At 61.7% G+C, this 22,005-nt stretch carries 19 protein-coding genes; 10 read left to right on the top strand and 9 right to left on the bottom strand.

The window, feature by feature from the left end:
* Window positions 1-31: 31 nt before the first annotated feature.
* Both HX866_RS07465 and ilvA read left to right on the top strand, forming a co-directional pair.
* Window positions 32-1,618, top strand: a complete 1,587-nt coding sequence (locus HX866_RS07465; protein ID WP_256261330.1) for a RimK family protein — start codon at window positions 32-34, stop codon at window positions 1,616-1,618.
* Between the two features lie 199 nt (window positions 1,619-1,817).
* Complete coding sequence (gene ilvA, locus HX866_RS07470) at window positions 1,818-2,849, top strand: threonine ammonia-lyase, biosynthetic (protein ID WP_177138775.1); 1,032 nt, start codon at window positions 1,818-1,820, stop codon at window positions 2,847-2,849.
* An 11-nt stretch (window positions 2,850-2,860) separates the two neighbouring features.
* On the opposite strand, the gene eco is transcribed toward ilvA, so the two are convergent.
* Window positions 2,861-3,343, bottom strand: coding sequence for a serine protease inhibitor ecotin (gene eco / locus HX866_RS07475; RefSeq protein WP_177102053.1), 483 nt, complete (start codon window positions 3,341-3,343; stop codon window positions 2,861-2,863).
* Between the two features lie 426 nt (window positions 3,344-3,769).
* On the opposite strand from eco, the gene HX866_RS07480 reads away from it, so the two are divergent.
* Window positions 3,770-4,039 carry a DUF1652 domain-containing protein gene (locus HX866_RS07480; protein ID WP_177097697.1) on the top strand — a complete coding sequence of 90 codons (270 nt, stop codon included), beginning with the start codon at window positions 3,770-3,772 and terminating at the stop codon, window positions 4,037-4,039.
* A 164-nt stretch (window positions 4,040-4,203) separates the two neighbouring features.
* Window positions 4,204-5,850: a phosphoglucomutase (alpha-D-glucose-1,6-bisphosphate-dependent) gene (gene pgm / locus HX866_RS07485; protein WP_177138777.1), complete on the top strand. Its 1,647-nt coding sequence runs from the start codon at window positions 4,204-4,206 to the stop codon at window positions 5,848-5,850.
* Window positions 5,851-6,050: 200 nt separating this feature from the next.
* Here the strand turns inward: pgm and HX866_RS07490 are convergent, their stop codons facing one another.
* Window positions 6,051-6,749 carry a pirin family protein gene (locus tag HX866_RS07490; protein WP_177138778.1) on the bottom strand — a complete coding sequence of 233 codons (699 nt, stop codon included), beginning with the start codon at window positions 6,747-6,749 and terminating at the stop codon, window positions 6,051-6,053.
* Between the two features lie 271 nt (window positions 6,750-7,020).
* Between HX866_RS07490 and HX866_RS07495 the strand changes: the two genes are divergently transcribed.
* The gene (locus HX866_RS07495) at window positions 7,021-9,486 is read left to right on the top strand and encodes a UvrD-helicase domain-containing protein (protein WP_177138780.1); all 2,466 of its coding nucleotides are present in this window, start codon (window positions 7,021-7,023) and stop codon (window positions 9,484-9,486) included.
* Between the two features lie 6 nt (window positions 9,487-9,492).
* Here HX866_RS07495 and HX866_RS07500 read toward each other — a convergent pair whose 3' ends face one another.
* Window positions 9,493-9,783 (bottom strand): DUF1652 domain-containing protein, encoded by a 291-nt coding sequence (locus tag HX866_RS07500; protein WP_177097701.1) that lies wholly within the window; start codon window positions 9,781-9,783, stop codon window positions 9,493-9,495.
* Window positions 9,784-9,953: 170 nt separating this feature from the next.
* Here HX866_RS07500 and HX866_RS07505 point away from each other — a divergent pair, with 170 nt between their 5' ends.
* From HX866_RS07505 to HX866_RS35025, 5 genes are all read left to right on the top strand, one after another.
* Window positions 9,954-10,769 carry a helix-turn-helix domain-containing protein gene (locus HX866_RS07505; RefSeq protein WP_177138782.1) on the top strand — a complete coding sequence of 272 codons (816 nt, stop codon included), beginning with the start codon at window positions 9,954-9,956 and terminating at the stop codon, window positions 10,767-10,769.
* 49 nt (window positions 10,770-10,818) lie between these two features.
* Window positions 10,819-12,225, top strand: a complete 1,407-nt coding sequence (locus HX866_RS07510) for an NAD(P)/FAD-dependent oxidoreductase (protein ID WP_177102044.1) — start codon at window positions 10,819-10,821, stop codon at window positions 12,223-12,225.
* Window positions 12,226-12,268: 43 nt separating this feature from the next.
* On the top strand, window positions 12,269-12,610 hold the full coding sequence (locus tag HX866_RS07515) for a cupin domain-containing protein (RefSeq protein WP_177102042.1): 342 nt from the start codon (window positions 12,269-12,271) through the stop codon (window positions 12,608-12,610).
* A 50-nt stretch (window positions 12,611-12,660) separates the two neighbouring features.
* Window positions 12,661-13,740 carry a polyamine ABC transporter substrate-binding protein gene (locus HX866_RS07520; RefSeq protein WP_177138784.1) on the top strand — a complete coding sequence of 360 codons (1,080 nt, stop codon included), beginning with the start codon at window positions 12,661-12,663 and terminating at the stop codon, window positions 13,738-13,740.
* Between the two features lie 338 nt (window positions 13,741-14,078).
* A complete protein-coding gene (locus HX866_RS35025; protein WP_177138786.1) occupies window positions 14,079-15,704 on the top strand; it encodes a methyl-accepting chemotaxis protein in 1,626 nt (541 codons plus the stop codon).
* A 49-nt stretch (window positions 15,705-15,753) separates the two neighbouring features.
* Here the strand turns inward: HX866_RS35025 and HX866_RS07530 are convergent, their stop codons facing one another.
* The 6 genes from HX866_RS07530 to HX866_RS07555 form a co-directional block, all read right to left on the bottom strand.
* Complete coding sequence (locus tag HX866_RS07530; protein WP_177138788.1) at window positions 15,754-16,731, bottom strand: NAD(P)-dependent oxidoreductase; 978 nt, start codon at window positions 16,729-16,731, stop codon at window positions 15,754-15,756.
* A gap of 19 nt (window positions 16,732-16,750) precedes the next feature.
* Entirely contained in the window at window positions 16,751-18,049 is a 1,299-nt protein-coding gene (locus HX866_RS07535; protein WP_177097708.1) for an MFS transporter, read from the bottom strand.
* Window positions 18,050-18,113: 64 nt separating this feature from the next.
* Window positions 18,114-19,067 carry a sugar kinase gene (locus HX866_RS07540; RefSeq protein ID WP_177138790.1) on the bottom strand — a complete coding sequence of 318 codons (954 nt, stop codon included), beginning with the start codon at window positions 19,065-19,067 and terminating at the stop codon, window positions 18,114-18,116.
* The gene (locus tag HX866_RS07545) at window positions 19,060-19,848 is read right to left on the bottom strand and encodes a sugar phosphate isomerase/epimerase family protein (protein ID WP_177138792.1); all 789 of its coding nucleotides are present in this window, start codon (window positions 19,846-19,848) and stop codon (window positions 19,060-19,062) included. The genes HX866_RS07540 and HX866_RS07545 overlap by 8 nt, the downstream gene beginning before the upstream one ends.
* A gap of 71 nt (window positions 19,849-19,919) precedes the next feature.
* On the bottom strand, window positions 19,920-20,948 hold the full coding sequence (locus HX866_RS07550; RefSeq protein ID WP_177138794.1) for a LacI family DNA-binding transcriptional regulator: 1,029 nt from the start codon (window positions 20,946-20,948) through the stop codon (window positions 19,920-19,922).
* Between the two features lie 117 nt (window positions 20,949-21,065).
* The gene (locus HX866_RS07555) at window positions 21,066-21,995 is read right to left on the bottom strand and encodes an alpha/beta hydrolase (RefSeq protein WP_177138796.1); all 930 of its coding nucleotides are present in this window, start codon (window positions 21,993-21,995) and stop codon (window positions 21,066-21,068) included.
* Window positions 21,996-22,005: the final 10 nt, after the last annotated feature.

The following is a 22,005-nucleotide window of genomic DNA, read 5'->3' on the forward strand; positions in this document are numbered from 1 at the left end:
GAACTGTCTTGTTTTCCAGGGGATCGGTTTTATGTCAGCGGTACAAGGTCATTGGCGCGAAGTATCCGAGCAAACTGCACTGACAGCAATAACAACGACAAATATTTTGTCAAGTTCAACAAGTCCCGGCAGTCAGTTGGTTATTATCGTCGAGCGCAAGGAAGACTGGGCCTCTTATTTTCCCAGCGAAGACATCGTCACCGCTCAGGAATACCTTGAGCAAACCCGGGTCAACGAGCCCGGCAAGCGTGTCCAGGTGATCAACCTGTGCCGCAGCTACAAGTACCTGGGCCACGGTTATTACTGTTCATTACTGGCCGAGGCGCGGGGGCACAAGGTCATTCCGTCGGTGCGCACGATCAGCGAGTTGACCCGCAAGGCACTCTACGGCCTGGCCCTGGATGACCTGGACAAAACCCTCGATAAAGCCTTGGGACATAAACTTTACCAAGGCACGGAAGGCTTTACCCTGACCTTGTATTTTGGCAGTACGGTCATTGAGCCGTTGCAGGACCTGGCCCGCCAGTTATTTGAAGTTTTCCCCTGTCCGATATTGTTGGTCGAGTTTAAAAAAACCAACGCCTGGCATATTGAAGGGGTCAAGTCGGGGACCTTGCACAAGTTGCGCGAAGATCAGGAAGACCACTTCGCCCAGTCCCTCGACAGTTTCAGTCGCAAGATCTGGCGTGTGCCCCGTTCGCGGCGTCTGGCCCGTTATGACCTGGCGGTCCTGCATGATCCACAGGAGGCTTTGCCCCCCTCGAATGCCAAGGCCCTGGAGAACTTTATCCGGGTCGGCAAGGGCCTGGGCATCGATGTCGAACTGATCGAGAAAAAGGACTACGGGCGCATCGCCGAGTACGACGCCTTGCTGATCCGCGAGACCACCAGCGTCGACAACCACACCTACCGCTTCGCCAAGAAAGCCGAAAGCGAAGGCCTGGTGGTGATGGACGACCCGACCTCGATCCTGCGCTGTACCAACAAGGTCTACCTGACCGATCTGCTCAAGAGCCACAAGCTGGGCATGCCCGCCACCGAGATTCTCTACAAGGAACGACCGGAGGACTTCGAACGGGTCGGCGACCGATTGGGCTTCCCCCTGGTGCTGAAAATCCCCGACGGTTGTTTCTCCCGTGGCGTGATCAAGGTCGAAAGCCAGCAGGCGCTGCTGGAGGCCACCGCCGAGTTGTTCGAACACTCGGTCCTGCTACTGGCCCAGGAGTTCTTCTACACCGAATACGACTGGCGCATCGGGGTGCTCAATCGCAAGCCGATCTTTGCCTGCCAGTACTTCATGTCCAAGGGTCATTGGCAGATCTACAACCACAAGGCCAAGGGCCAGGACATCAACGGCGAATGCCGTACCCTGGCGGTCCACGAAGCGCCGCGAGCGGTGGTGGAGCTGGCGGTGAAGACCGCCAATCTGATCGGCGACGGTCTCTACGGCGTCGACCTCAAGCAGTCCGGCGACAAGGTGGTAGTGATCGAGGTGAACGACAACCCGAACATGGACGCCGGCATCGAGGACGCCTATCTGCAGGATGACCTGTACGGCTTGGTGCTCGAGGAGTTCGTCCGGCGCCTGGAGCTCAAGCGTCGTGGCCAGGCCTGGTAGTCGATGAGGCTGGGCATTGACTTGGCTGCGGCGCACGGATAACGTCGGCACATGACTTCCGTACAGCGCTTTTCTCAGCCAAGCATTATTACCGCCATTCCTTATCTGGCGGGCTGACCTGTATCTGTTACCCAAACCCGCCTCCGAGGCGGGTTTTTTGTTTCTGTCTCCGAGGCCAACCGATCACCCGGAGACCGCCATGACCTGCACCGCCCCCCTCAGTTCGGAACCTGCTACCGACAGTCGCCTGCTCGGCGACTATGTGCGAAAGATCCTTGCCGCGCCGGTCTACGACCTGGCGATCTGCACGCCCTTGCAAGTGGCCCCGGCGTTATCCCTGGCCCTGGGCAATCAGATCCTGCTCAAGCGTGAAGACCTGCAACCGACGTTCTCCTTCAAGATCCGTGGGGCCTACAACAAACTGGCCCAGCTCAGCGAGGCCCAGCGCCGCTGCGGCGTGGTCACGGCGTCGGCGGGCAACCATGCCCAGGGCGTGGCCCTGGCGGCGCGAACCTTGGGGATCGAGGCGACCATCGTCATGCCGACCACCACGCCGGAGCTGAAAGTGCAGGGTGTGCGCAGCCGCGAGGCCACGGCGGTGTTGCAGGGGGAGAGTTTTCCGTTTGCCCTGGCCCATGCCCTGCAACTGGCCGAGGAGCGGGGCTGTACCTTCGTTTCGCCGTTTGACGATCCGGATGTGATCGCCGGGCAGGGCACCGTGGCCATGGAATTGCTCAACCAGCACCCCGGGCCACTGGACGCAATTTTCGTCCCGGTCGGCGGTGGCGGGCTGATCGCCGGCATCGCCGCCTACGTCAAATACCTGCGGCCAGAGGTGCGCATCATCGGCGTGGAGTCGGAGCACTCCAATTGCCTGCAAATGGCCCTGAGGGCCGGGGAGCGGGTGGTATTGCCCAAGGTCGGGACGTTTGCCGATGGCGTGGCCGTGGCGCAGATCGGCGCATATGGTTTTGAAGTCTGCCGTGGTTATGTCGATGAGGTCATCACCGTCAGCAACGACCAGCTGTGCAGCGCGATCAAGGACATCTATGACGATACCCGCTCCATCACCGAACCTTCGGGGGCACTGGCGGTGGCGGGCATCAAGCAGTACGTGGCGGCCCATGGGCTGCGGGGGCAGACCCTGGTGGCGATCAACTCGGGGGCGAATATCAACTTCGACAGCTTGCGGCATGTGGCCGAGCGCGCGGCCCAGGGCGGGGCCGCGTGAGTGGGGAGCGGTTATTCGCGGCTGGCAGGCTTGATCAGCTTGGAGGGCGTCCAGATCCGATAACGGATTTCGATGTCATCAGGGGCATAGATCACCAACGGCAGTTTGCTGTTGTAACGCAACATGTAGCCGTCGCCGACCACCGGGACGAAGTCTTTTTTCGTCTTGCTGCCGGGCGGGCAGGCCATCAAGGTCGACACCGGTCCGATGGCTTTCTCCAGGCGGTAATAGGAGTAGCTCCAGCCTTCGAGGTTCTTCTCGTCAAGGTTGCCACCCAGACGCTTCTGGTTGCAATCGACGGTCATGACCTTGCCGGCGATGATCTCGACCCGGTGGTCGGAGTCCTTGGTCATCTTCGGCACACGAATGACCGAGCGGGTGAAACCGTCTTCGGCTTTCGGGAACGGTGCCAGGTCCGCTTTGTCGGCGGCGATCGCGCCAGTGGTGGTGGTTAGCGCCAGCAGGAAAGTTGCGGCGATAGTCGTCGAATTCATGAGCTCTCGTTGCCCTGTCATGAGGGGGACTCCCTCGTTTGATGGATGCGGTGGCGGCACGGCGCCCAATGATACTGGCGTCGGATGCCGTTCCAGGCCAAGGGCAACTGCCACGATACCGGCAAACTGCATGATCCTAGAAGGCATTTAATGCATTTTGCACTGCCGCTCGAGGCTATTAGCGCCTTAACGCATTGATTTTTCCAGCAAACAATCATTCATCTTGTTTCGGCATGTTGAATGCAAGGTCATTGTGTCGGATTGTCAGACGAATAACCTTAACGAGTTGTGTGAAAAGGCCTAATCTGAAAGTCGGTGTCGTCCTCCATGGTTGGACCGGGCGCCCGTGTGAACCACAGATGTGAATGGCTAACCCTGGCTGTTCTGCCCAAGACCTGGCCGTCTCACATAAAGGAGAGAGTCGCCATGCAAGTATTGTCCACGTTGGAATTACGCAACATCATCGAGAGCAGTTTCCTGCCCACCCGCTGCCAATGCAGCCTGGGTGCCGACGAATCGTTGACGGTCAGAGTCTTCGATCGCAAATCCGAACGGGTCGACCTGTTGGTCACCGGCATCCAGGCTTCCAGGCTCGATAGCAGCCGGGCCATTTCCGACTTGATTGCAGGACTGCGGTTCGACCTGAAAAATCATCAGGTCGCCGCTCTCAGCGAATTGAAAGCCCGGGCGCGTTAACGCGCCGGATCATTTGCGCCCACCGAAAAACGCGCTTCCCCGGAGGGGGAAGTGCGTAGCGTATGGAAAATCTTCGCGCCAACGGATAGAACCCTTAACGCCAGTGTCGAACTGCCAGTAAACTGCGCGTCTTCCCCCGTACCATCCATCTCCAGAGGTTTTGCATGACACTCAGTCCTTTTGCGGGCAAGCCGGCACCGGCACAGTTGCTGGTTGATATCCCGCGACTGGTATCGGCCTATTACACCGGCCAGCCCGATACAGCGATTTCCACCCAGCGTGTGGCTTTCGGCACCTCCGGGCATCGCGGCAATTCCTTCGAGCTGAGTTTCAACGAGTGGCATGTCCTGGCCATCAGCCAGGCCATCTGCCTGTACCGCCAGGCCCAGGGCATCGACGGCCCGCTGTTTGTCGGCATCGACACCCACGCCTTGTCCACCCCGGCCGGCGCCAGCGCACTGGAAGTGTTCGCCGCCAATGGCGTGGAAACCATGATCTCCGCTGACGACGAGTACACGCCGACGCCGGCGGTGTCCCATGCGATCATCTGTTACAACCGTGGCCGGACGTCGGGCCTGGCGGACGGCGTGGTCATCACCCCGTCCCACAACCCGCCGGAAAGCGGTGGCTTCAAGTACAACCCGCCCAACGGCGGGCCGGCCGATACCCACGTGACCAAGTGGATCGAGGCCAAGGCCAACGAGCTGCTGGGCAATCGCCTGGCCGGCGTGAAGCGCGTGGGTTACGAGCAGGCACTCAAGGCCAGCACTACCCATCGTCACGATTACCTCAATACCTACGTGGCCGACCTGATCAATGTCATCGACCTGGACGCCATCCGCTCCGCCGACTTGCGCCTGGGCGTCGATCCGCTGGGTGGGGCCGGGGTGCGTTACTGGTCGGCGATTGCCGAGCACTATCGCCTGAACCTGGAAGTGGTCAACACCGAAGTCGATCCGACTTTCCGTTTCATGTGCGTGGACTGGGACGGCAAGATCCGCATGGACCCATCCTCCAGTCATGCGATGCAGGGCCTGATTGGCTTGAAAGAGCGTTTCGAGGTGGCCTTCGCCTGTGACCCGGACCATGACCGCCACGGCATCGTCACGCCGTCCGGTGGCCTGTTGGCACCGAACAACTACCTGGCGGTGTCCATCGACTACCTGTTCCAGAACCGCCCACAGTGGCGCGCCGATGCAGCGGTCGGCAAGACCGTGGTCAGCAGTGGCCTTATCGATCGGGTGGCAGCACGCTTGGGTCGGCGTCTCTACGAAGTGCCGGTGGGCTTCAAGTGGTTCGCCGACGGCCTGTTCGACGGTTCTCTCGGCTTTGGTGGCGAGGAGAGTGCCGGTGCGTCGTTCCTGCGCAAGGACGGCAGCGTCTGGACCACCGACAAGGACGGTCTGATTCCGGCCCTGTTGGCGGCAGAAATGACCTCGCGTACCGGTCGTGATCCGAGCCAGATCTACCGTGGCCTGACCGATGAGCTGGGTGAGCCGTTCTCGGTGCGGGTCGATGCCAAGGCGACGCCGGCGCAGAAAGCCCTGTTGAGCAAACTGGCGCCGGAGCAGGTGACGTCCACGCAACTGGCGGGCGAATCGATCCAGCGCATCCTCAGTCATGCACCGGGTAATGATCAGGCCATTGGCGGATTGAAGGTGATGACCGAGAACGGTTGGTTTGCCGCGCGTCCTTCGGGCACCGAGGACATCTACAAGATCTACGCCGAGAGTTTTATCGGCGACGATCACCTCAAGCGCCTGGTGGAAGAAGCGCAGGTGCTGGTGGACGGGGCGATTTCGCCGAGCTGATCCCTAGCGCGATTTATGGTGCGAGTTCGTGTGGCGAGCGGGCTTGCCCGCGCTGGGCTGCGGAGCGGCCCTATAACCAGAGAACTCGGTGTATCAGGTACACCGAGATTAATGGTTTTGCGACTGCTTCGCAGTCGAGCGCGGGCAAGCCCGCTCGCCACAATCGTCTTTTGCTTCATGTTGGTGGGTTGAGCAATAAATCAGGCCAGGTCCACCAGGATGATTTCGCTGTCCTGCAGCGCCGTCACCCGCAACACCTGCTCATCGGCCACCGCGACACCGTCGCGCGCTTCGGCTCGCAGGCCATTGACCTCAATCACCCCTGTGGCCGGCACCAAATAGGCCCGACGACCGCTGTCCAGGCGATACTCGGTGGTTTCCCCTGCCTTCAGATTGGCCGCCACCAAGCGGGCATCGGCGCGAATCCGCAGGCTCTGGTCGTCGCCAGCCTTGCCGCTGGCCAGGGTCACGAAGCCTTCGCCACGTTCACCCTTGGGAAACGGCTTGGCGCCCCAGGACGGTGCCGAACCGGCCTCGTTGGGAATGACCCAGATCTGGAAGATCTTGGTCGGTGTCGATTCCAGGTTGTACTCGCTGTGGGCGATCCCGGTCCCGGCGCTCATGACCTGGACATCACCGGCTTCGGTGCGACCCTTGTTGCCGAGGTTGTCCTCGTGGCTGATGGCGCCTTCACGGACGTAAGTGATGATTTCCATGTCCCGGTGCGGGTGCTTCGGAAAGCCGGTACCGGGTGCGATCACATCATCGTTCCATACTCGCAGGTTGCCCCAGTTCATGCGTTGCGGGTCATGGTATTCGGCGAATGAAAAGTGGTGGTGCGCATCCAGCCAGCCGTGATGAGCGCCGCCCAGGGTCTTGAAGGGTCGAAGTTGCAGCATGAGTCTTCTCCTGTTCAGGTTCGTCGTGGGCCGGCAGAAGCCAGGGCAGGACGGTAACCGGTGGTTGATGGCAACGATCATCTATTAAAGTGATATCGATAAAAAGCGTAAAAAATGCCTTAAACCAATCATGTTATTCGATGGTTATAGTTCTCTCTGAACCTTCAATTCGTCGCCTAAATGGCTGATCGACAAGCAATTGACTAGAACTCAGGACGCAATGGAGCGACCATAGGCCTTCCGCCCAGACCGTCGCCTAACTGGAGTCAGCGTGCCATCACCGACACCCGAACCGCCTGCCGAACTTTCTTCCCTGGCTCAATTGCCCCTGTTCAAGCGCTTGCTCGCCAAGTTGCTGGGTGGCGGTCTGAGTCGCCTCCGCGCCCAGCACGTGGCGTCCTGGTTGCAAGGGCAGGCCGACGGCTTTCGTAGTGGCCACGGCGCGGGCGTCGAGTACGGTTACGACGAAGGGCGGCGCGATGGCCTGGAGGAGGGACGCCAGGTCCTGCTGATCCGCGATACGCGGCCCGTGGAGCACCGCGCTCCCGGGGTCGACGACAATCTGTTCGATGATTGGCGCCTGCCACTGACCGCCGAACTGAAGAAGCGGATCAAGGCTGATGTGGCCCGGCTCCTGCCCGCACACGCGCAGCCCAGTGCGGCGCAATGGAAAATGATCTTCAGCGACACGCCCTCGACGTCGGTGATCGCGGGGGCGGGTGCCGGCAAATCGACCTCGTTGGTGCTGCGTATCCTGTTGTTGACCCACTACCTGGGCTTCGAGCTGGACACCATGACCGTGGTGACCTTTACCCGCGAGTCACGCAAGGACTTCATGGCCAAGCTGGTGGAGGTCATGGGGCTCTGGGGGCATGTGCTCAGTCCCCGGGATGCCCGTGAAGTGGTGCGCACCTTCCACTCGCGCATTCTGCCCATGGTCCGCAGCCTGCCGGGTTTCAGCCAGTTGCAGGCATTCGAGAACCTCAGTGAGCGCAGCCTGTTCACTGACGAGGGGGCCGACAGCAACCCGTTCGACCTGCGGATCAACGACGCCCAGCGCCAGCAACTGAATGCCTGCTACCAGCGTTTGCACACCGACAACCCGCGTTTTCGTGAAGTGCTGGTGCCGCTCTACAAGCAGGCCTTGCAACTGCGCGAGTTGGATCAGGATCACCCGGATGTGCGCAAGCGCATGGCGGTGACTGAACTGGCATCCAAGCGCGACGAGGAATTGTGCGACACCCTGGAGGATCTCTGGTTTCGCGCGGGCGCCTGGCCGATCGCCGGGATTGAGCCGGACCGCGAAGTCATCGAGATCAATGGTTCGGCATTCCATTGCCACGGTTACATTCCTGAGCTGGAGGCCTGGGTGGTGCTCGGCTTCGATCCGCGGGAAAGCCCGCAGATCAGCCGGCCCGGGTCCAGGCTCACGGTGCGCGCCGAATGGGCGGTAAAGCGCACCTTGTTTCAAGCTTTCTGTCATAAACCATTGATATGGTTGGAAAGTTATGAGTCGGCCAAGCGTGTGCTTGCGTCCCTGGCCGGAGATGCCACGGCCGGTCCCGGCTTCGATTACAAGGTCAAGGGCGAGCTGGCGTCCGCGCCGCTGCTCGACTGTTTTGTGATGGCCGCCGGCTTTATCGAGAACCTCGGCCTGGATGTGCCGGCCGCCGTGGCGCGGATGAGTTTCGCCCAGGACGATCCGGACCGTTTCTTCTTCGAGGCCCTGAGCCTGTTCTGGAAAGCCCTGGAGAGTCATCTGCTGGCCCAGTCGCCACCGATCATGACCTACAACCGCATGTTCTCGCTGTTCGGCGAAAACACCCCGGAAAACCAGGCGCTGCTCAGCGATGAGCTGTTGCGCCCGTTGTCGCACCTGATGATCGACGAGTTCCAGGACGTTTCACCGCAGATCGTCTCCTGGCTGCGGGCCAGCCTGCGGGAAATCCGTCGGCGTGGCCCGGCGATGCAGATCGGCCGGGCGGCCCGACATTCGTCGCTGTTGTGCGTAGGGGATGACTGGCAGTCGATTTATGGCTGGCGGGGCAGCTCACCCAAGTACTTCATGGAGTTCAGCAAACAGTTCCCCTCACCGGCGACCACCCGGGTCATGCTCAGCGACAACTTCCGCAGTCACCAGCACATCATTGATGCGGCCGAGCATATCGTTCGTACGGCGCCGGCGATTGCCGGGAAAAAGGCCAAGGCCAGTGGCGAGCCCAAGGAGCTGTGGCCGGTCAATGTGCTGGATCGGGACGATGCCGGTTTGGCCAAACGCCTGGAAGAACACTACCGGCGCGGCGAAAGTATCTTGATGTTGTTTCGAAAAAGTAGTGATAAGTTACTGATTAATGATCATATTTCGTCTCTAGTTAATGTTGATTCTAGCTTGCCTGTCGAGCAGCGCCGGCTCAAGCAATTGACCTATCACAGCGCCAAGGGCTTGCAGGCCGACGTGGTGTTCCTGCTGGGTGACTGCCTGCACCTGACTCGTTCGCCTTACAAGAATCAGGTCTATCGCATGGCTGGGCTGGGGGATGACGGTGATGCCGAGGCCTACGACAATGCGCAGAAGGACGAGATCCTGCGGCTGGCCTACGTCGGCATTACCCGTGCGGTGAAGCACTGCTACTGGTATCTGGATGGACAGGATGGCCAGGCCGCGAATGGGCCCAAGGCTTCGGATCGGATTGCCGGGGGCAAGGCGTTTTTCGCCGATCTGCGCGCCAAGCCCTAGGCGCCGTCAGTTGACGGCGCGCAGGCTCATGGGCGGCACGAAGGATTCGAGCTCGTCTTCAACCGCCTCGATGATCCGCTCGACATCCGCAGCGTTCATCACCGTGGCGCATGGAATGCCGGCGATGGCGATCAGCGTTTCACCGCTGGCCCGGTCGAACAGCCGGGCGACCATGCTGCCCGGTGCATCCATGCTGGCTTCGAATCCGATCGGATGAAAATGCCAGCGCATCAGCTGGCAAGCATTGGGGAAGGTCACCTTGCTGAAGACTTTACTCATGTTGCCCACCTGTTTCATTGAGCGCTTCCTTTTGCTCGCGGGTAGGAACGGCGGGACCTCATGGTCCCACCCGTGGAAGGCTTAAAAATAGCATTCGTTCCGCGAGCGCAGGAGAGTTTTTTCAAGCCGTTCGGCAATTGTTTTCGTGTAATTTGATGGCCGTCGCATACCTTGATTCGAGTGCCCCCATGTCCAACGACGATGACGGCCCGCTACAGACCCGGGCGACCGGCGAAACCGTTCTGCGTTACCACCTGTGCTGGAAACACCGCGATCTGGACGGGGTGATGGCGCTCTATCACCCCGAGATCCAGTATCACGACTTCTTCCAGAACCGTGTCCTTGGTCTTTCGGAACTGCGCGAGTACGTGCGCCTGAGTATGCCGAGGGATTCGGATGAAGCCCTTGAGCACAGCGATCGCATCCGTTTGGATGGTAATACCGCTTTTATCCAGTACCAGACCACCCTCCGTGGCGGCCAGGGCCTGGTGTCATTCCGTTCCAGCGAGGCGATCACCGTGCGTGACGGGCTGATCTGGCGCGTCAATGAGTACGCGTCCCTGGTGCGTGAGCCGGCCACTGGCGAAGCCCCCGGCGGTCCGCGCGCGGCGGCGAGCCGCCTGGGCCTGTCGCCCCGCCAGTTGAGCTTTATGGCTAACGACCTGCAGCAGTATTTCCAGCGTCAGCAAGCCTACCTGGACCCTGACCTCGACCTGCAACGGGTGGCCAGGGAGTGCGGCTACAGTCGCAATCAGATTTCCTATCTGCTCAACCAGGTGCTCGGCCAGAGTTTCTACCGCTACGTCAACCAGGCCCGTTTGCAGCATCTGCTGGCAGCGCTGGACAAAGCCGTGCCGCCGGTGCGCATCGACGAACTGGCATTCGCCGCCGGGTTCAATTCCCTGTCGGCTTTCTACAAGTGCTTCCGCGAACATACCGGCCTGTCGCCCAAGGCCTACGCCAGACAAATTTCTCTGCGGGCACGCACGCAAGACAGCCTCTGAGCGCTGGCACTAGGATCGCAACCATCTGTTAGCGGTGGTGGAGTCTGGAATGCCGGCATGGCGCAATATCAGTTTATGGATGGACCAGCTCGATGAGTCGCTGACGCCGCGGGCGTCGCTGGAGCAGGACCTGGATGTCGATGTGGCCATTGTCGGTGCCGGCTACACCGGGCTCTGGACCGCGTACTACCTCAAGCGCCAAGCCCCGGAATTGAACGTGGTGATTGTCGAGGCGCAAACCGCCGGTTTCGGCGCGTCGGGGCGTAACGGCGGCTGGGTGATGGGCAATTTGCTGGGTGAAGACCGCCTGCTGGCCGGGCTGTCACCCGAGCAACGACGGGCGTCCTTCGACCTGTTGCATGACATTCCCGATGAGCTGAAGCGTGTTATCGATCGCGAAGGTATCGATTGCGACTACCGCAAAGGCGGGGCGTTGTACTGCGCCGCGCGTTACCCCGAGCAGGAACACAGCCTGCGCGCCTACCTGGACAAACTCTACAAACAGGGCCTCAACGAGAGCGACTACCGCTGGCTGAGCCCCGAGCAACTGGGCGGGCAGATTCGTCTCGCACGGCCCTACGGCGGCATCCATGCCAGCCATGTCGCCACTGTCCAGCCGGCCAAGCTGGTGCGCGGCCTGGCGTGTGCCGTCGAGCGTCTGGGCGTGCGGATTTTCGAAAACAGCCCGGTGACCGACTGGCGTGCTGGCAGCTTGCGCACCGCTGGGGCACGGATTCGCAGTCGTTGGGTGGTTCCGGCCGTGGAAGGCTACTCGGTGACGCTGCCGCCCTTGGGTCGTTATCAATTGCCGGTGCAAAGCCTGCTGGTGGCCACCGAGCCTTTGTCCACGGCGACCTGGGATGAAATCGGCCTCAGCCAGGGCCAGGCTTTCAGCGAAAGCAGCCGCCAGGTCACCTACGGCCAGCGCTCGGCGGACAACCGGCTGATCTTCGGTGCCCGCGGCGGCTATCGTTTTGCCGGCCAACTGCGCCATGACTTCGACCTCACCGACGGCGAAATCGAATTGCGCCGCTACCTGTTCGGCGAACTCTTCCCACAGTTGAAGAAGGTCCGCATCAGTCATTCCTGGGGCGGCAACCTCGGCATGTCGCGACGTTTCCAGCCGCACATGCTCTGCGACCGGGCCAGTGGCCTGGCCCTGGCCGGTGGTTATGGCGGCGAGGGCGTCGGCGCCAGCCAACTGGGCGGGCGAACCCTGGCCGACCTGATCCTCGAACAGGACAGCGAACGGGTCCGGCAACCCTGGGTGATCCGCGAGGGTGGCCTCCAGGCGCTGAAGGCCTGGGAGCCCGAACCCTGCCGCTGGCTGGGCTACAACGCGATCATCCGCAGCTTCGTCCATGAGGACCAGACCCTGGCCAACCCCCATACGCCGCCCTGGCGCCGCAAGCTGGCGAGCCGCGTCGCCGGCTTCATGGAAGGTTTCATGCAGTAACCGGCGCCTGGGCGCCGGCTCATCCACCCGCAGGATCAAGCCCATGAGCATTACGCAATTCAGAAACACCGCCACCGTCGTTCTCGAGCTTTCCAATCCGGTGGCCGTGCCCCTCGGCGAGCCGGTTTCAGTGGCCTCGGTCACCTGTGTCGAGCGTGACGACGGTGTCGAGACCGGGATCTGGGAATGCACCCCCGGCCGCTGGCGGCGGCAGATCGTCGCCCAGGAGTTCTGTCACTTCATCCAGGGGCGCTGCACCTTCACCCCGGACCACGGCGAGCCCTTACACATAGAAGCCGGTGATGCACTGATGTTGCCGGCCAACAGCACCGGGATCTGGGATATCCAGGAAACCGTGCGCAAGACCTACGTCCTGATTTTCTGATCCTCTGATCGCCCGAACCTGCCAACAAAAACTCACACAGGAATCGACTCATGATCCGCATGTCCCTTGCTCCCTTGATGCTGGTCGCCTCCCTCGGCCAGGCCGCCGAGACCGTCAAGATCTACAACTGGTCGGACTATATCGCCCCGCAGGTCACCAAGGACTTCCAGGCTCAGACCGGCATCGCTTTCACTTATGACGTCTATGACAGCAACGAGACCCTGGATGGCAAGTTGATGACCGGCAAGTCCGGCTACGATGTGGTGTTTCCCTCCAACCACTTCATGGCCCGGCAGATCGAGGGCGGGGCGCTGAAAAAGCTCGACAAGAGCCAGCTGCCGAACTGGAAGAACCTCAACCCGGCGTTGCTCAAGGCGCTCGAGGTCAACGACCCCGGCAATGAACATGGTTTCCCCTACCTGTGGGGCAGCACGGGTATCGGCTACAACATCGACAAGGTCAAGGCGGTGCTCGGCGACAACGCGCCGGTGGACTCCTGGGACTTGATTTTCAAACCGGAGAATATGCAGAAACTGCAGAAGTGCGGGGTGGCGATACTCGACAATGGCCCCGAGTTGCTCCCGGCGGCCTTGAACTACCTGCATCTGCCGCACCACAGCAAGAACCCGGCAGACTATAAGAAAGCCGAAGCGTTGCTGATGAAAGTGCGTCCCTATGTGGCTTACTTCCATTCTTCCAAGTACGTCAGCGACCTGGCCAATGGCGATATCTGTGTGGCTGTTGGTTTCTCCGGCGATATCCTGCAAGCCGAGAGTCGCGCCACGGAAGCCAAGAATGGCGTGAACATCGGTTACTCGATTCCCAAGGAGGGCGCGGCCATCTGGTTCGACATGGTGGCCATGCCGGCCGATGCACCGGATGAGAAGGCCGGTTACGCCTTTATGAACTATCTGCTGCGCCCGGAAGTAATGGCCAGCATCAGTAATTACGTGAAGTACGCCAATGGTAATGCGGCGGCCGATAGCCTGGTGGACCCGGCGCTCAAGGCCGACACCAAGGTTTACCCGAGCCCGGAAATGATGGGCAAGTTGTTTGCCCTGGAAGCCATGCCGCTGAACATCGATCGGATTCGTACCCGCCTCTGGAGCAAGATCAAGACCGGCGAATAATTGGCGACAGGTTATTGACCTGCTTGTGGGAGTTCGAAGCTCCCATAAGTTACTGCGCGCATTAAGCGAACATGTCTGTACAGTTGATGGCGTATAGCCATAAATTCAAGCGCGTGGGGCGTTAAGTGTATCGGCGGTGAAACATTCGTCCACGCCCAGTCATAAAATGAAATATTTTTTCATTCCCCCCTGAATAAATTCACAACTTGTGCCGATACTCAGTTGTAAGCCCACCGTTGTTGAAAAGAGTGGTGCACAACTGTCGGCGTAGCCTTTTGCTATCTGGCAGGTTTCCGGCATGGAAGCTAGTAGTCCTCACGTCTTATAGAGAGCAGCCCATGTCCCTACGAAATATGAATATCGCCCCTCGCGCCTTTCTCGGTTTTGCATTTATTGCATTACTGGTGATTGTGCTGGGGGTGTTTTCCCAGACCCGCATGACGGTGATTCGTCAGGCGTCCATTGACATGGATACCAACCAGCTGCCCAGCGTGGGCTATCTCGGCAACCTGATCGAAGGTGTGCTGCGCATGCGCATTCTTTCGTTTCGCGTGTTGATCAACCGTGAACCGGCGGCCCTGCAGGACGCTGAAACACGGATCTCGGTGTTGTCGGAGAAGTTGCGCAAGGATCAGAAGAGTTACGCCGACTTGCCTGCCGTCGGTGAAGAACTGGCCAAATACAAGGAGTTCGCGGCGACGCTCGATACTTATATGAATGATCAGAGCCGGATGATGGACCTGTCGCGGCAGAACAAGGTCGACGAGATGCGCGACCTGATCAACAACCAGATCAAGGCCGGTACCGACCTGATGGGCGTGCAGCTCAATCAGTTGGTGGACATCAACAAGGCCGGTGCCAGGGCGGCCTCGAAGCTGGCGGGCGAGGAGTACAGCACGGCCAGCTTCGGTATCATCCTGGTCTCGGTGGTGGCGGCGCTGATGACCGTACTGCTGGCCTGGTTGTTGACTCGAAGCATCGTTACGCCATTGAACAAGGCCGTTGAAGCCGCCGAAACCATAGCCGGCGGCAACCTGACCAAAGCCATCGAGGTTGACGGCAAGGACGAGCCGGCGCGGCTGCTGACGGCTTTGTCGGCCATGCAGAAAAATCTGCGCAAGACCATTGAGCAGATCTCCGGTTCCGCCACCCAGCTGGCCTCGGCGGCCGAAGAGCTCAGCGCCGTGACCGAGGAAGCATCCCGCGGGCTGCAGCAGCAGAACAACGAGATCGAGCAGGCGGCCACGGCGGTCAACGAAATGACCAGCGCGGTGGAAGAGGTGGCACGCAATGCGGTGTCGACTTCCGAAGCCTCGCAGCAGTCCAACCAGGCGGCCCGGGAAGGCCGGGACCGGGTGGTGGAAACCGTCGGCGCGATCCAGGCCATGACCCAGGATGTGCAGAGCACCTCGGTACTGGTCGAGGGGCTGGCGGCCCAGGGCCGGGAGATTGGTCAGGTGCTCGACGTGATTCGCGCCATTGCCGAACAGACCAACCTGCTGGCCCTCAACGCGGCCATCGAAGCCGCCCGGGCGGGCGAGGCAGGGCGTGGTTTTGCCGTGGTGGCCGATGAAGTGCGGGCATTGGCCCATCGCACTCAGCAGTCGACCAAGGAAATCGAACAGATGGTCGCCGGTATCCAGAATGGCACCGGCCAGGCCGTGCAATCGATGCAGCAGAGCAACCAGCGGACCCAGACTACCCTGGAATTGGCCCGTGCCGCCGGTGTGGCCCTGGAGCAGATCACCCACTCCATCAACCTGATCAATGAGCGCAACCTGGTGATCGCCAGTGCCTCGGAGGAACAGGCCCAGGTGTCCCGTGAAGTGGATCGCAACCTGGTGAACATCCGCGACCTGGCTTCCCAGTCGGCCGCCGGTGCCAACCAGACCAGCGCCGCCACCCATGAACTGTCACGCCTGGCAGTGGACCTGAACACCATGGTCGCGCGCTTCGTGATCTGACCCTTCGAGGGTTGCCAGTCCCAGGCAACCCTCGCTACCGGCACCGGTCTCAGTGCCGGTAGGCCTGGGGGTTGACCAGGTTCGCCGGCCGTTCTCCGGCCAGTGCCGCCAGCAGATTGTCCACCGCGCAGCGGGCCATGGCTTCGCGGGTCTCGTGGGTGGCCGAGCCGATATGCGGCGTGGCCACCACATTGTTCAGGCTCAGTAACGGCGAGGTCGACGCCAGCGGTTCGCGCTCGAACACGTCGAGGCCGGCGCCACGGATCTGCCGATTCTGCAACGCCTGGATCAGCGCCTGCTCGTCCACCACCTTGCCCCGGGAAATATTGATCAGGATGCTTTCCGGGCGCATCAAGGCCAATTCTCCGGCACCGATCAGCCCCTCGGTCTCAGGCGTCAGGGGCAAGGTCAGGCAGATAAAATCGGCTTCCCGCAACAGGGCGTGCAATCCCAGGTAGCGTGCATTGAAGCGCCGCTCGACTTCAGGCTTGGGCGAGTGGCTGTGGTAGAGCACCGGCATGCCGAAGCCGAAATGCCCGCGCTGGGCCAGGGCCTCACCGATACGCCCCATGCCGATGATGCCGAGTTTCTTGCCATGCACATCACTGCCGAAATGCAGCGGGCCGATAGTGCGGGTCCACTGACCGTTACGGACTAGGTTGGCCAGTTCCACCACGCGTCGGGCGCTGGCCAGGATCAGGGCGAAACCGGTGTCGGCGGTGGTCTCGGTCAGCACGTCCGGGGTGTTGCTGAGCAGGATCCGTCGGCGGGTCAGGTAGTCGATGTCGTAGTTGTCGACCCCCACCGAGACACTGGCAATGGCTTCCAGCTTTGGCGCCAGGTCGAGCAGGGTGGCGTCCAGCTTCAGGCTGGCACCGAGCAGGCCGCGAGCCTCGGGCAAGGCTGCGCGCAGTTGCGCCAGGCCGTTGTCACCGAGGTCTTCGATCAGGGTGACCTGGGTGTGTTCATGCAGGCGGGCCATCAGTGACGGCGAGAGCTTCTTGTACAACACAACCGGTTTTTTCATCGGGTCCGCTCGACAGGGTTCAGGAATGGGAGAGCTCGCGTCGCGTCGGCAAGCCCTTGGGGGCTGTGCGATCGCTGGCGCCGGGTTTGAGGAAAACGGTCAGGATCACCGACAGCAGCAGGGCGCCGCTCATCAACAGGTAGGACGCGCCCGGCGAGCCGGTTTCGCTGTTCAGGTAGCCCACCAGGTAGGAACCGCCGAAGGAACCGAGGGCGCCCATACTGTTGATCAGCGCCATGGCGCCGCCGGCGACGTTGGCCGGGAGGATCTCCGGGACAATCGCAAAGAACGGACCGTAGGGCGCGTACATGCAGGCCCCGGCGATCACCAGCAAACTGTAGGACCACCAGAAATGCTCCGCGCCCAGGGCGTAGGAGGCATAGAACGCCACTGAAGCCACCAGCAAGGGCGGCCAGACAAAACGTTTACGGCGCTGCAGCTTGTCCGAACCCCAGGACACCGCGAGCATGGCGATCACCGCGGCCAGATAGGGCAAGGCCGACAGCCAGCCGGCTTCGACCATGTCCATTTTCAAGCCGCTTTTCAGAATCGACGGCAGCCACAGCACAAAACCATAGACGCCGATGCTCCAGCAGAAGAACTGCAGGGCGAGGATGATCACCTTGGGTTCGCGGAAGGCCTGGGCGTAGTTCTTCACCGCCTTGATGCCGACCTGCTCGGCGGCCAGGGCGCTGTCCAGGTCACGTTTTTCCTCGGCGCTGAGCCAGCTCGCCTGGGCCGGGCGTTCATCTGCCAGGCGCCACCAGATAAAGGCCCAGATCACCGCCGGCAGGCCTTCGACGATAAACATCCAGCGCCAGCTGAAATGCTGCACCAGGTAGCCCGAGACCACCGACATCCAGAGCATGGTCACCGGGTTGCCGAGGATCAGGAAGGTATTGGCCCGTGAGCGCTCGGCGCGGGTGAACCAATAACACAGGTACACCAGCATTGCCGGCATCACCGCGGCCTCGACCACGCCCAGCATGAAGCGGATGCCGATCAGCATATAGGCGTTGGAAACGATGCCGGTGAGGGTGGCCAGGCCACCCCAGAGAATCAGGCTGACGAAGATCAGCTTTTTCACACTGTGCTTCTGCGCGTAGAGGGCGCCGGGTACCTGGAAGAAGAAGTAACCCAGAAAGAACAGTGCGCCGAGCAACGACGACAGGCCGGGGGTGATGTTGAGGTCGGTGGCCATGCCCGAGGCCGCAGCGAAGCCATAGTTGGCGCGGTCCAGGTAGGCGAGGCTGTAGGTGATGAAAACGATGGGCATGATGTACCACCAGCGGCGGGTGGCGAGTTTCAGCGTGTGCATGGTGTGGCTCCTGAGCTTGTTGTTTTTGTCGCAGCAGGGGGCATTCAAAAAAGCGTGATCTTGCTTAGTCGGCGGGTGCGGACCGCTGGGCCGCCGTCAGTTGTTCCCGGGTCGGCAAACCCTCCATGTCGCCACGGCTCTGCACCGCCTGGGCACCGATCCAGTTGCCGCGTGCCACGGCCTGGGCCACGCTGTGGTTTTCCAGCAGCGCGCTGACCACGCCGACGGCGAACGCATCACCGGCGCCGACCGTGTCCACCACCTTGTGTACCGGGACGGCGGCGACAAACCCTTCGTCCCGTTGGGTCCGGTAGTAGGCGCCATCGGCGCCGAGCTTGATGGCCACGACCGCGGCGCCCTGGTCGAGGTAGAAGGCGGCGATATCACGCGGCTCCTGATAGCCGCTGAGCAAGCGCCCTTCGCCGAGTCCCGGGAGGACCCAATGGGCGAGGGCGGCGAGGGCGTTGATGTCCTCGATCATCTGTCGCTCGCTGGCCCACAGGCTCGGCCGCAGGTTGGGGTCGAAGGACACGCTGCGCCCGGCGGCGGCCATGCGCGTCATCAGCTCGAACGACAGCTCGCGGGCACTGGCCGACAGGGCCGGTGGAATACCGGTGGCGTGCAGATGGTGAGCCTCGAGTAGCTGCGGACGGATATCGGCGACTGACAGCCGGCTGGCGGCCGAACCCCGGCGAAAATATTCCACCCGGGGATCCGCTCCCAGATCCTCGCGGGATTTGAGTTGAAAACCGGTGGGATAGCCTGGATCCATGTCGACGTCATCGCAGCACAGGCCTTCGCCTTGCAGGGTGTCGATGACAAAACGGCCCAGGGAGTCGGCGCCGACCCGGCTCAGCCAGTTCACCTTGAAACCCAGGCGTGCCAGGCCGATGGCTACATTGCTGTCAGCTCCGGCGATACGCTTGTGGAAGTGTTCGACCTGGGCCAGATCGCCGGTCTGTTCGGCGACGAACATCGCCATGGTTTCGCCGAATGAAAGAATTTCGATCTCAGGCATGTGCGCCTTCCTCCATGGAGTGGCCCAGGCGGGCCAGGTTCTGCACCTGTTCACGGGTGACGGCCAGCAGGTCGTCGCCTTGCAGCGGGTATTCCACGGCCCGGGTTACACCTTGACTCATCTGGCTCATCAAACGTTCCCACTGCTCCAGGTCGCTGGCGCTCGGCGGCAGGGCGACGAGCTGGCCATCCGCGCGCCGGCTCACAGCCTTGCAGTGCAGGTAGTCGACGTGCCGGCCGAGCAGGCGCGCGGCGCTGCTGGCGGATTGGTCCTGCCACTGCCAGTTGCCGATATCGAAGGTCATCTTCACCGGCAGGTGCTGTTGCTCGACCTGGTCGAAAAAACGCAGCAGGGGTTCGATGCGCCCGCCCTGGGTGGTCTGGTCGTTCTCCACCAGCAAGCGCACCGCTGATGTCGACAGCTGGCCGGCGAGGGCCGACAGGTCGCTGTTTTCGCTGAAGTAACCCAGGGAGACTTTCAGCCAGCGGGCGCCAAAGGCGGCGGCGCGTTGCAGGGTGGCCGCCAGTTGCGGGTCGGGTCGCGACTGGCCGGCGGGCCACAGTTCGAGGGGCGAAGAGTAGGCACATTCCAGGTTCATGGCCGCCGCGCGGGCGGCAAAACGCTCGGGGTCTTCGTCGGTCAGCAGCTCTTCGCGAACTTCGATACGGCGGGCACCGGCCTCGGCCAGCAGTTCGATAAAGCTTTCCTGGCCACGTTCGCGAACCCATGTCGCGCCATAGCTGGAGAGGCTGATGGAGACGGGAAACAGCTGTTCTTTCATTGTTTTTGTACCTCTGAAACCGGTTTCATTTTTGGGCAGATTTTTACGGCTGAGTTCAGGCGCCGAGTGTCTCAGGTCAATTTCGCGGGTTGGGTGGAACCCCGGACGATCAATTGCGCGGGAAAATCGATCGCCCTGGCGGCGCCCTTGTCGCCGCGCAGGCGCTTGAACAGGCAGTCGAAGGCACTGGCACCGATCTGTTGGGTAGGCTGGGCGAGGGCGCTGATACCGCTGCCGACCAGCGGGAACCATTCCAGGTCGTCGAGGGCGATCAGGCCGATGTCGTCGAACAGATCACAGCCCAGCGCCCGCAGGGCCTGGACACTGGCCAGGGCGGCAATGCCGTTGGCGCAGAACAGCGCCTTGGGCCCGGCGCCCGGTGTCGCCAGAAAATCTTGCAACTGGCGCTGCAAGGATTCGCCGGTATGGCCGACGCGGCCACTCAGCGCGCCGTGTCTGGCGACTTCGAGATTGAAGTGCTCGATCCGTTCCAGTCGCGAACTGGTGCCATCGAGGGGTTCGCTGATCAGCATCAGATCGCGGTAACCCTGTTGTTCCAGGTGGTCGATGGCGCTGCGCACGGCGGCGCCGTTGTCGAGGCCGACCAGGTCGCTGTCCAGTTGCTCGACCTTGCGGTCCACCAGCACCATCGGCATTTCCCGCTGCAGTTCCTGCAATTCTTCGAGGTCATGACCGAGGGTGTTGAGGATCAGGCCTTCGATGTTGTACGAGCGCAGCGCGGCCAGGTGCAGGCGTTCCTGCTGGTCGTCGCGGTCGGTGTTGCACACCACCAGGCTGTAGCCGTGGGCGCGGCAGGCGGTTTCCACACCATGCATCACGGCAATCGAATAAGGGTTGCGGATATCGGCCACCAGCATGCCGATCAAGCGCGTACGCCCGCGCTTCAGGCCACGGGCCATCTGGTTCGGGCGATAGCCCAGTTCGCTGATCGCCTGCTCGATACGCAAGGCGATGGCTTCGGAGAGCAGGGAGCGGTCATCGCCGATAAAGCGCGACACGCTGGCCTTGGAAACCCCGGCGCGTTCGGCGACATCGAGCATGGTCACGCGGCTGCGCTGGGCAGCGGAAAAACTGTTCACGGCCTGAAACCTTTTCTTGGCGTTATCGGCAGGCGGTTAGTGCGTTCGCACTGAAACCGGTTTCAGAAGAACTCAAGGCAAGGGTGGCCGTCAAGCAACTTTTGCCGGCCAGATCGATTAGAGGGTCAGGGCTTTACGCAGTGCGGCGAGGAGTCTGGTGTAGAGCAGATCGACTTCCGGCGCCAGGTTCCGGGCCCGCAGGCAGCCGTGCACCAGGCCGTGGCCGGGGTGGAAATCCACGGTTACACCGGCCGCTTCAAGACGCTCGCGGTATTGCACGCCGTCATCACGCAGGGGGTCGAACTGTGCCACGGCGATAAATGCCGGGGCCAAGCCCCGCAGATCCGTGGCCTGTAACGGCATCGCATAGGCCGAAGGCTTGGCCGAACCCGGCAGGTACAAGGCGTGATAGCAGTGCACGTCGCTGGCGCTGAGCAGCGGGGCGTCGGCGCATTCGGTGCGTGAGGGCAGTCTGTCGTCGCCACCCAGCCCCGGGTAGATCAGGGCTTGCAGCAGCGGCTGCGCCTGGCCGCCATCGCGCAGTGCCAGGCACACGGCGGCGGCGAGATTGCCGCCGGCGCTGTCGCCGGCAATCGCCATGCGCCGTGGGTCCAGTTGCCAGGTTGCGGCGTCGGTCTGCAAGCCGCGCCATACCGCCAGGCAATCGTCGAAGGCCGCCGGAAAGGGGTGTTCTGGTGCAAGTCGATAATCGACGGCGATCACCACGGCGTCGAGCAGGGAGGCCAGTTCAGCGGTGATGAAATCGTGGGAGTCGAGGTCGCCGACCACCCAGCCGCCACCGTGCAGGTAGACCACGCAGGGCCAGCCATTGGCCGGCGGCTCGGAGGCTGGGCGGTATTGGCGTATCGGGACTTGGCCGATCAGCTGTTCGCTGACGCTGATGCCTGTGGGGCGCACCGGGGTAAAGGCCCGGCACATAGTGCTGTAACCGACACGCAGGCCATTGATGCTGGTGTCCGGATAGCTGAAATCGAGGGTCCGGGCGACAAAGGCGCCCATCTGGGGAGACAGCGGGTAATCGCTCATGCAAAGTCTC

Origin of the sequence: Pseudomonas gingeri (assembly GCF_013386165.1) — a bacterium.
Taxonomy (GTDB): Bacteria; Pseudomonadota; Gammaproteobacteria; order Pseudomonadales; family Pseudomonadaceae; genus Aquipseudomonas; species Aquipseudomonas gingeri_C.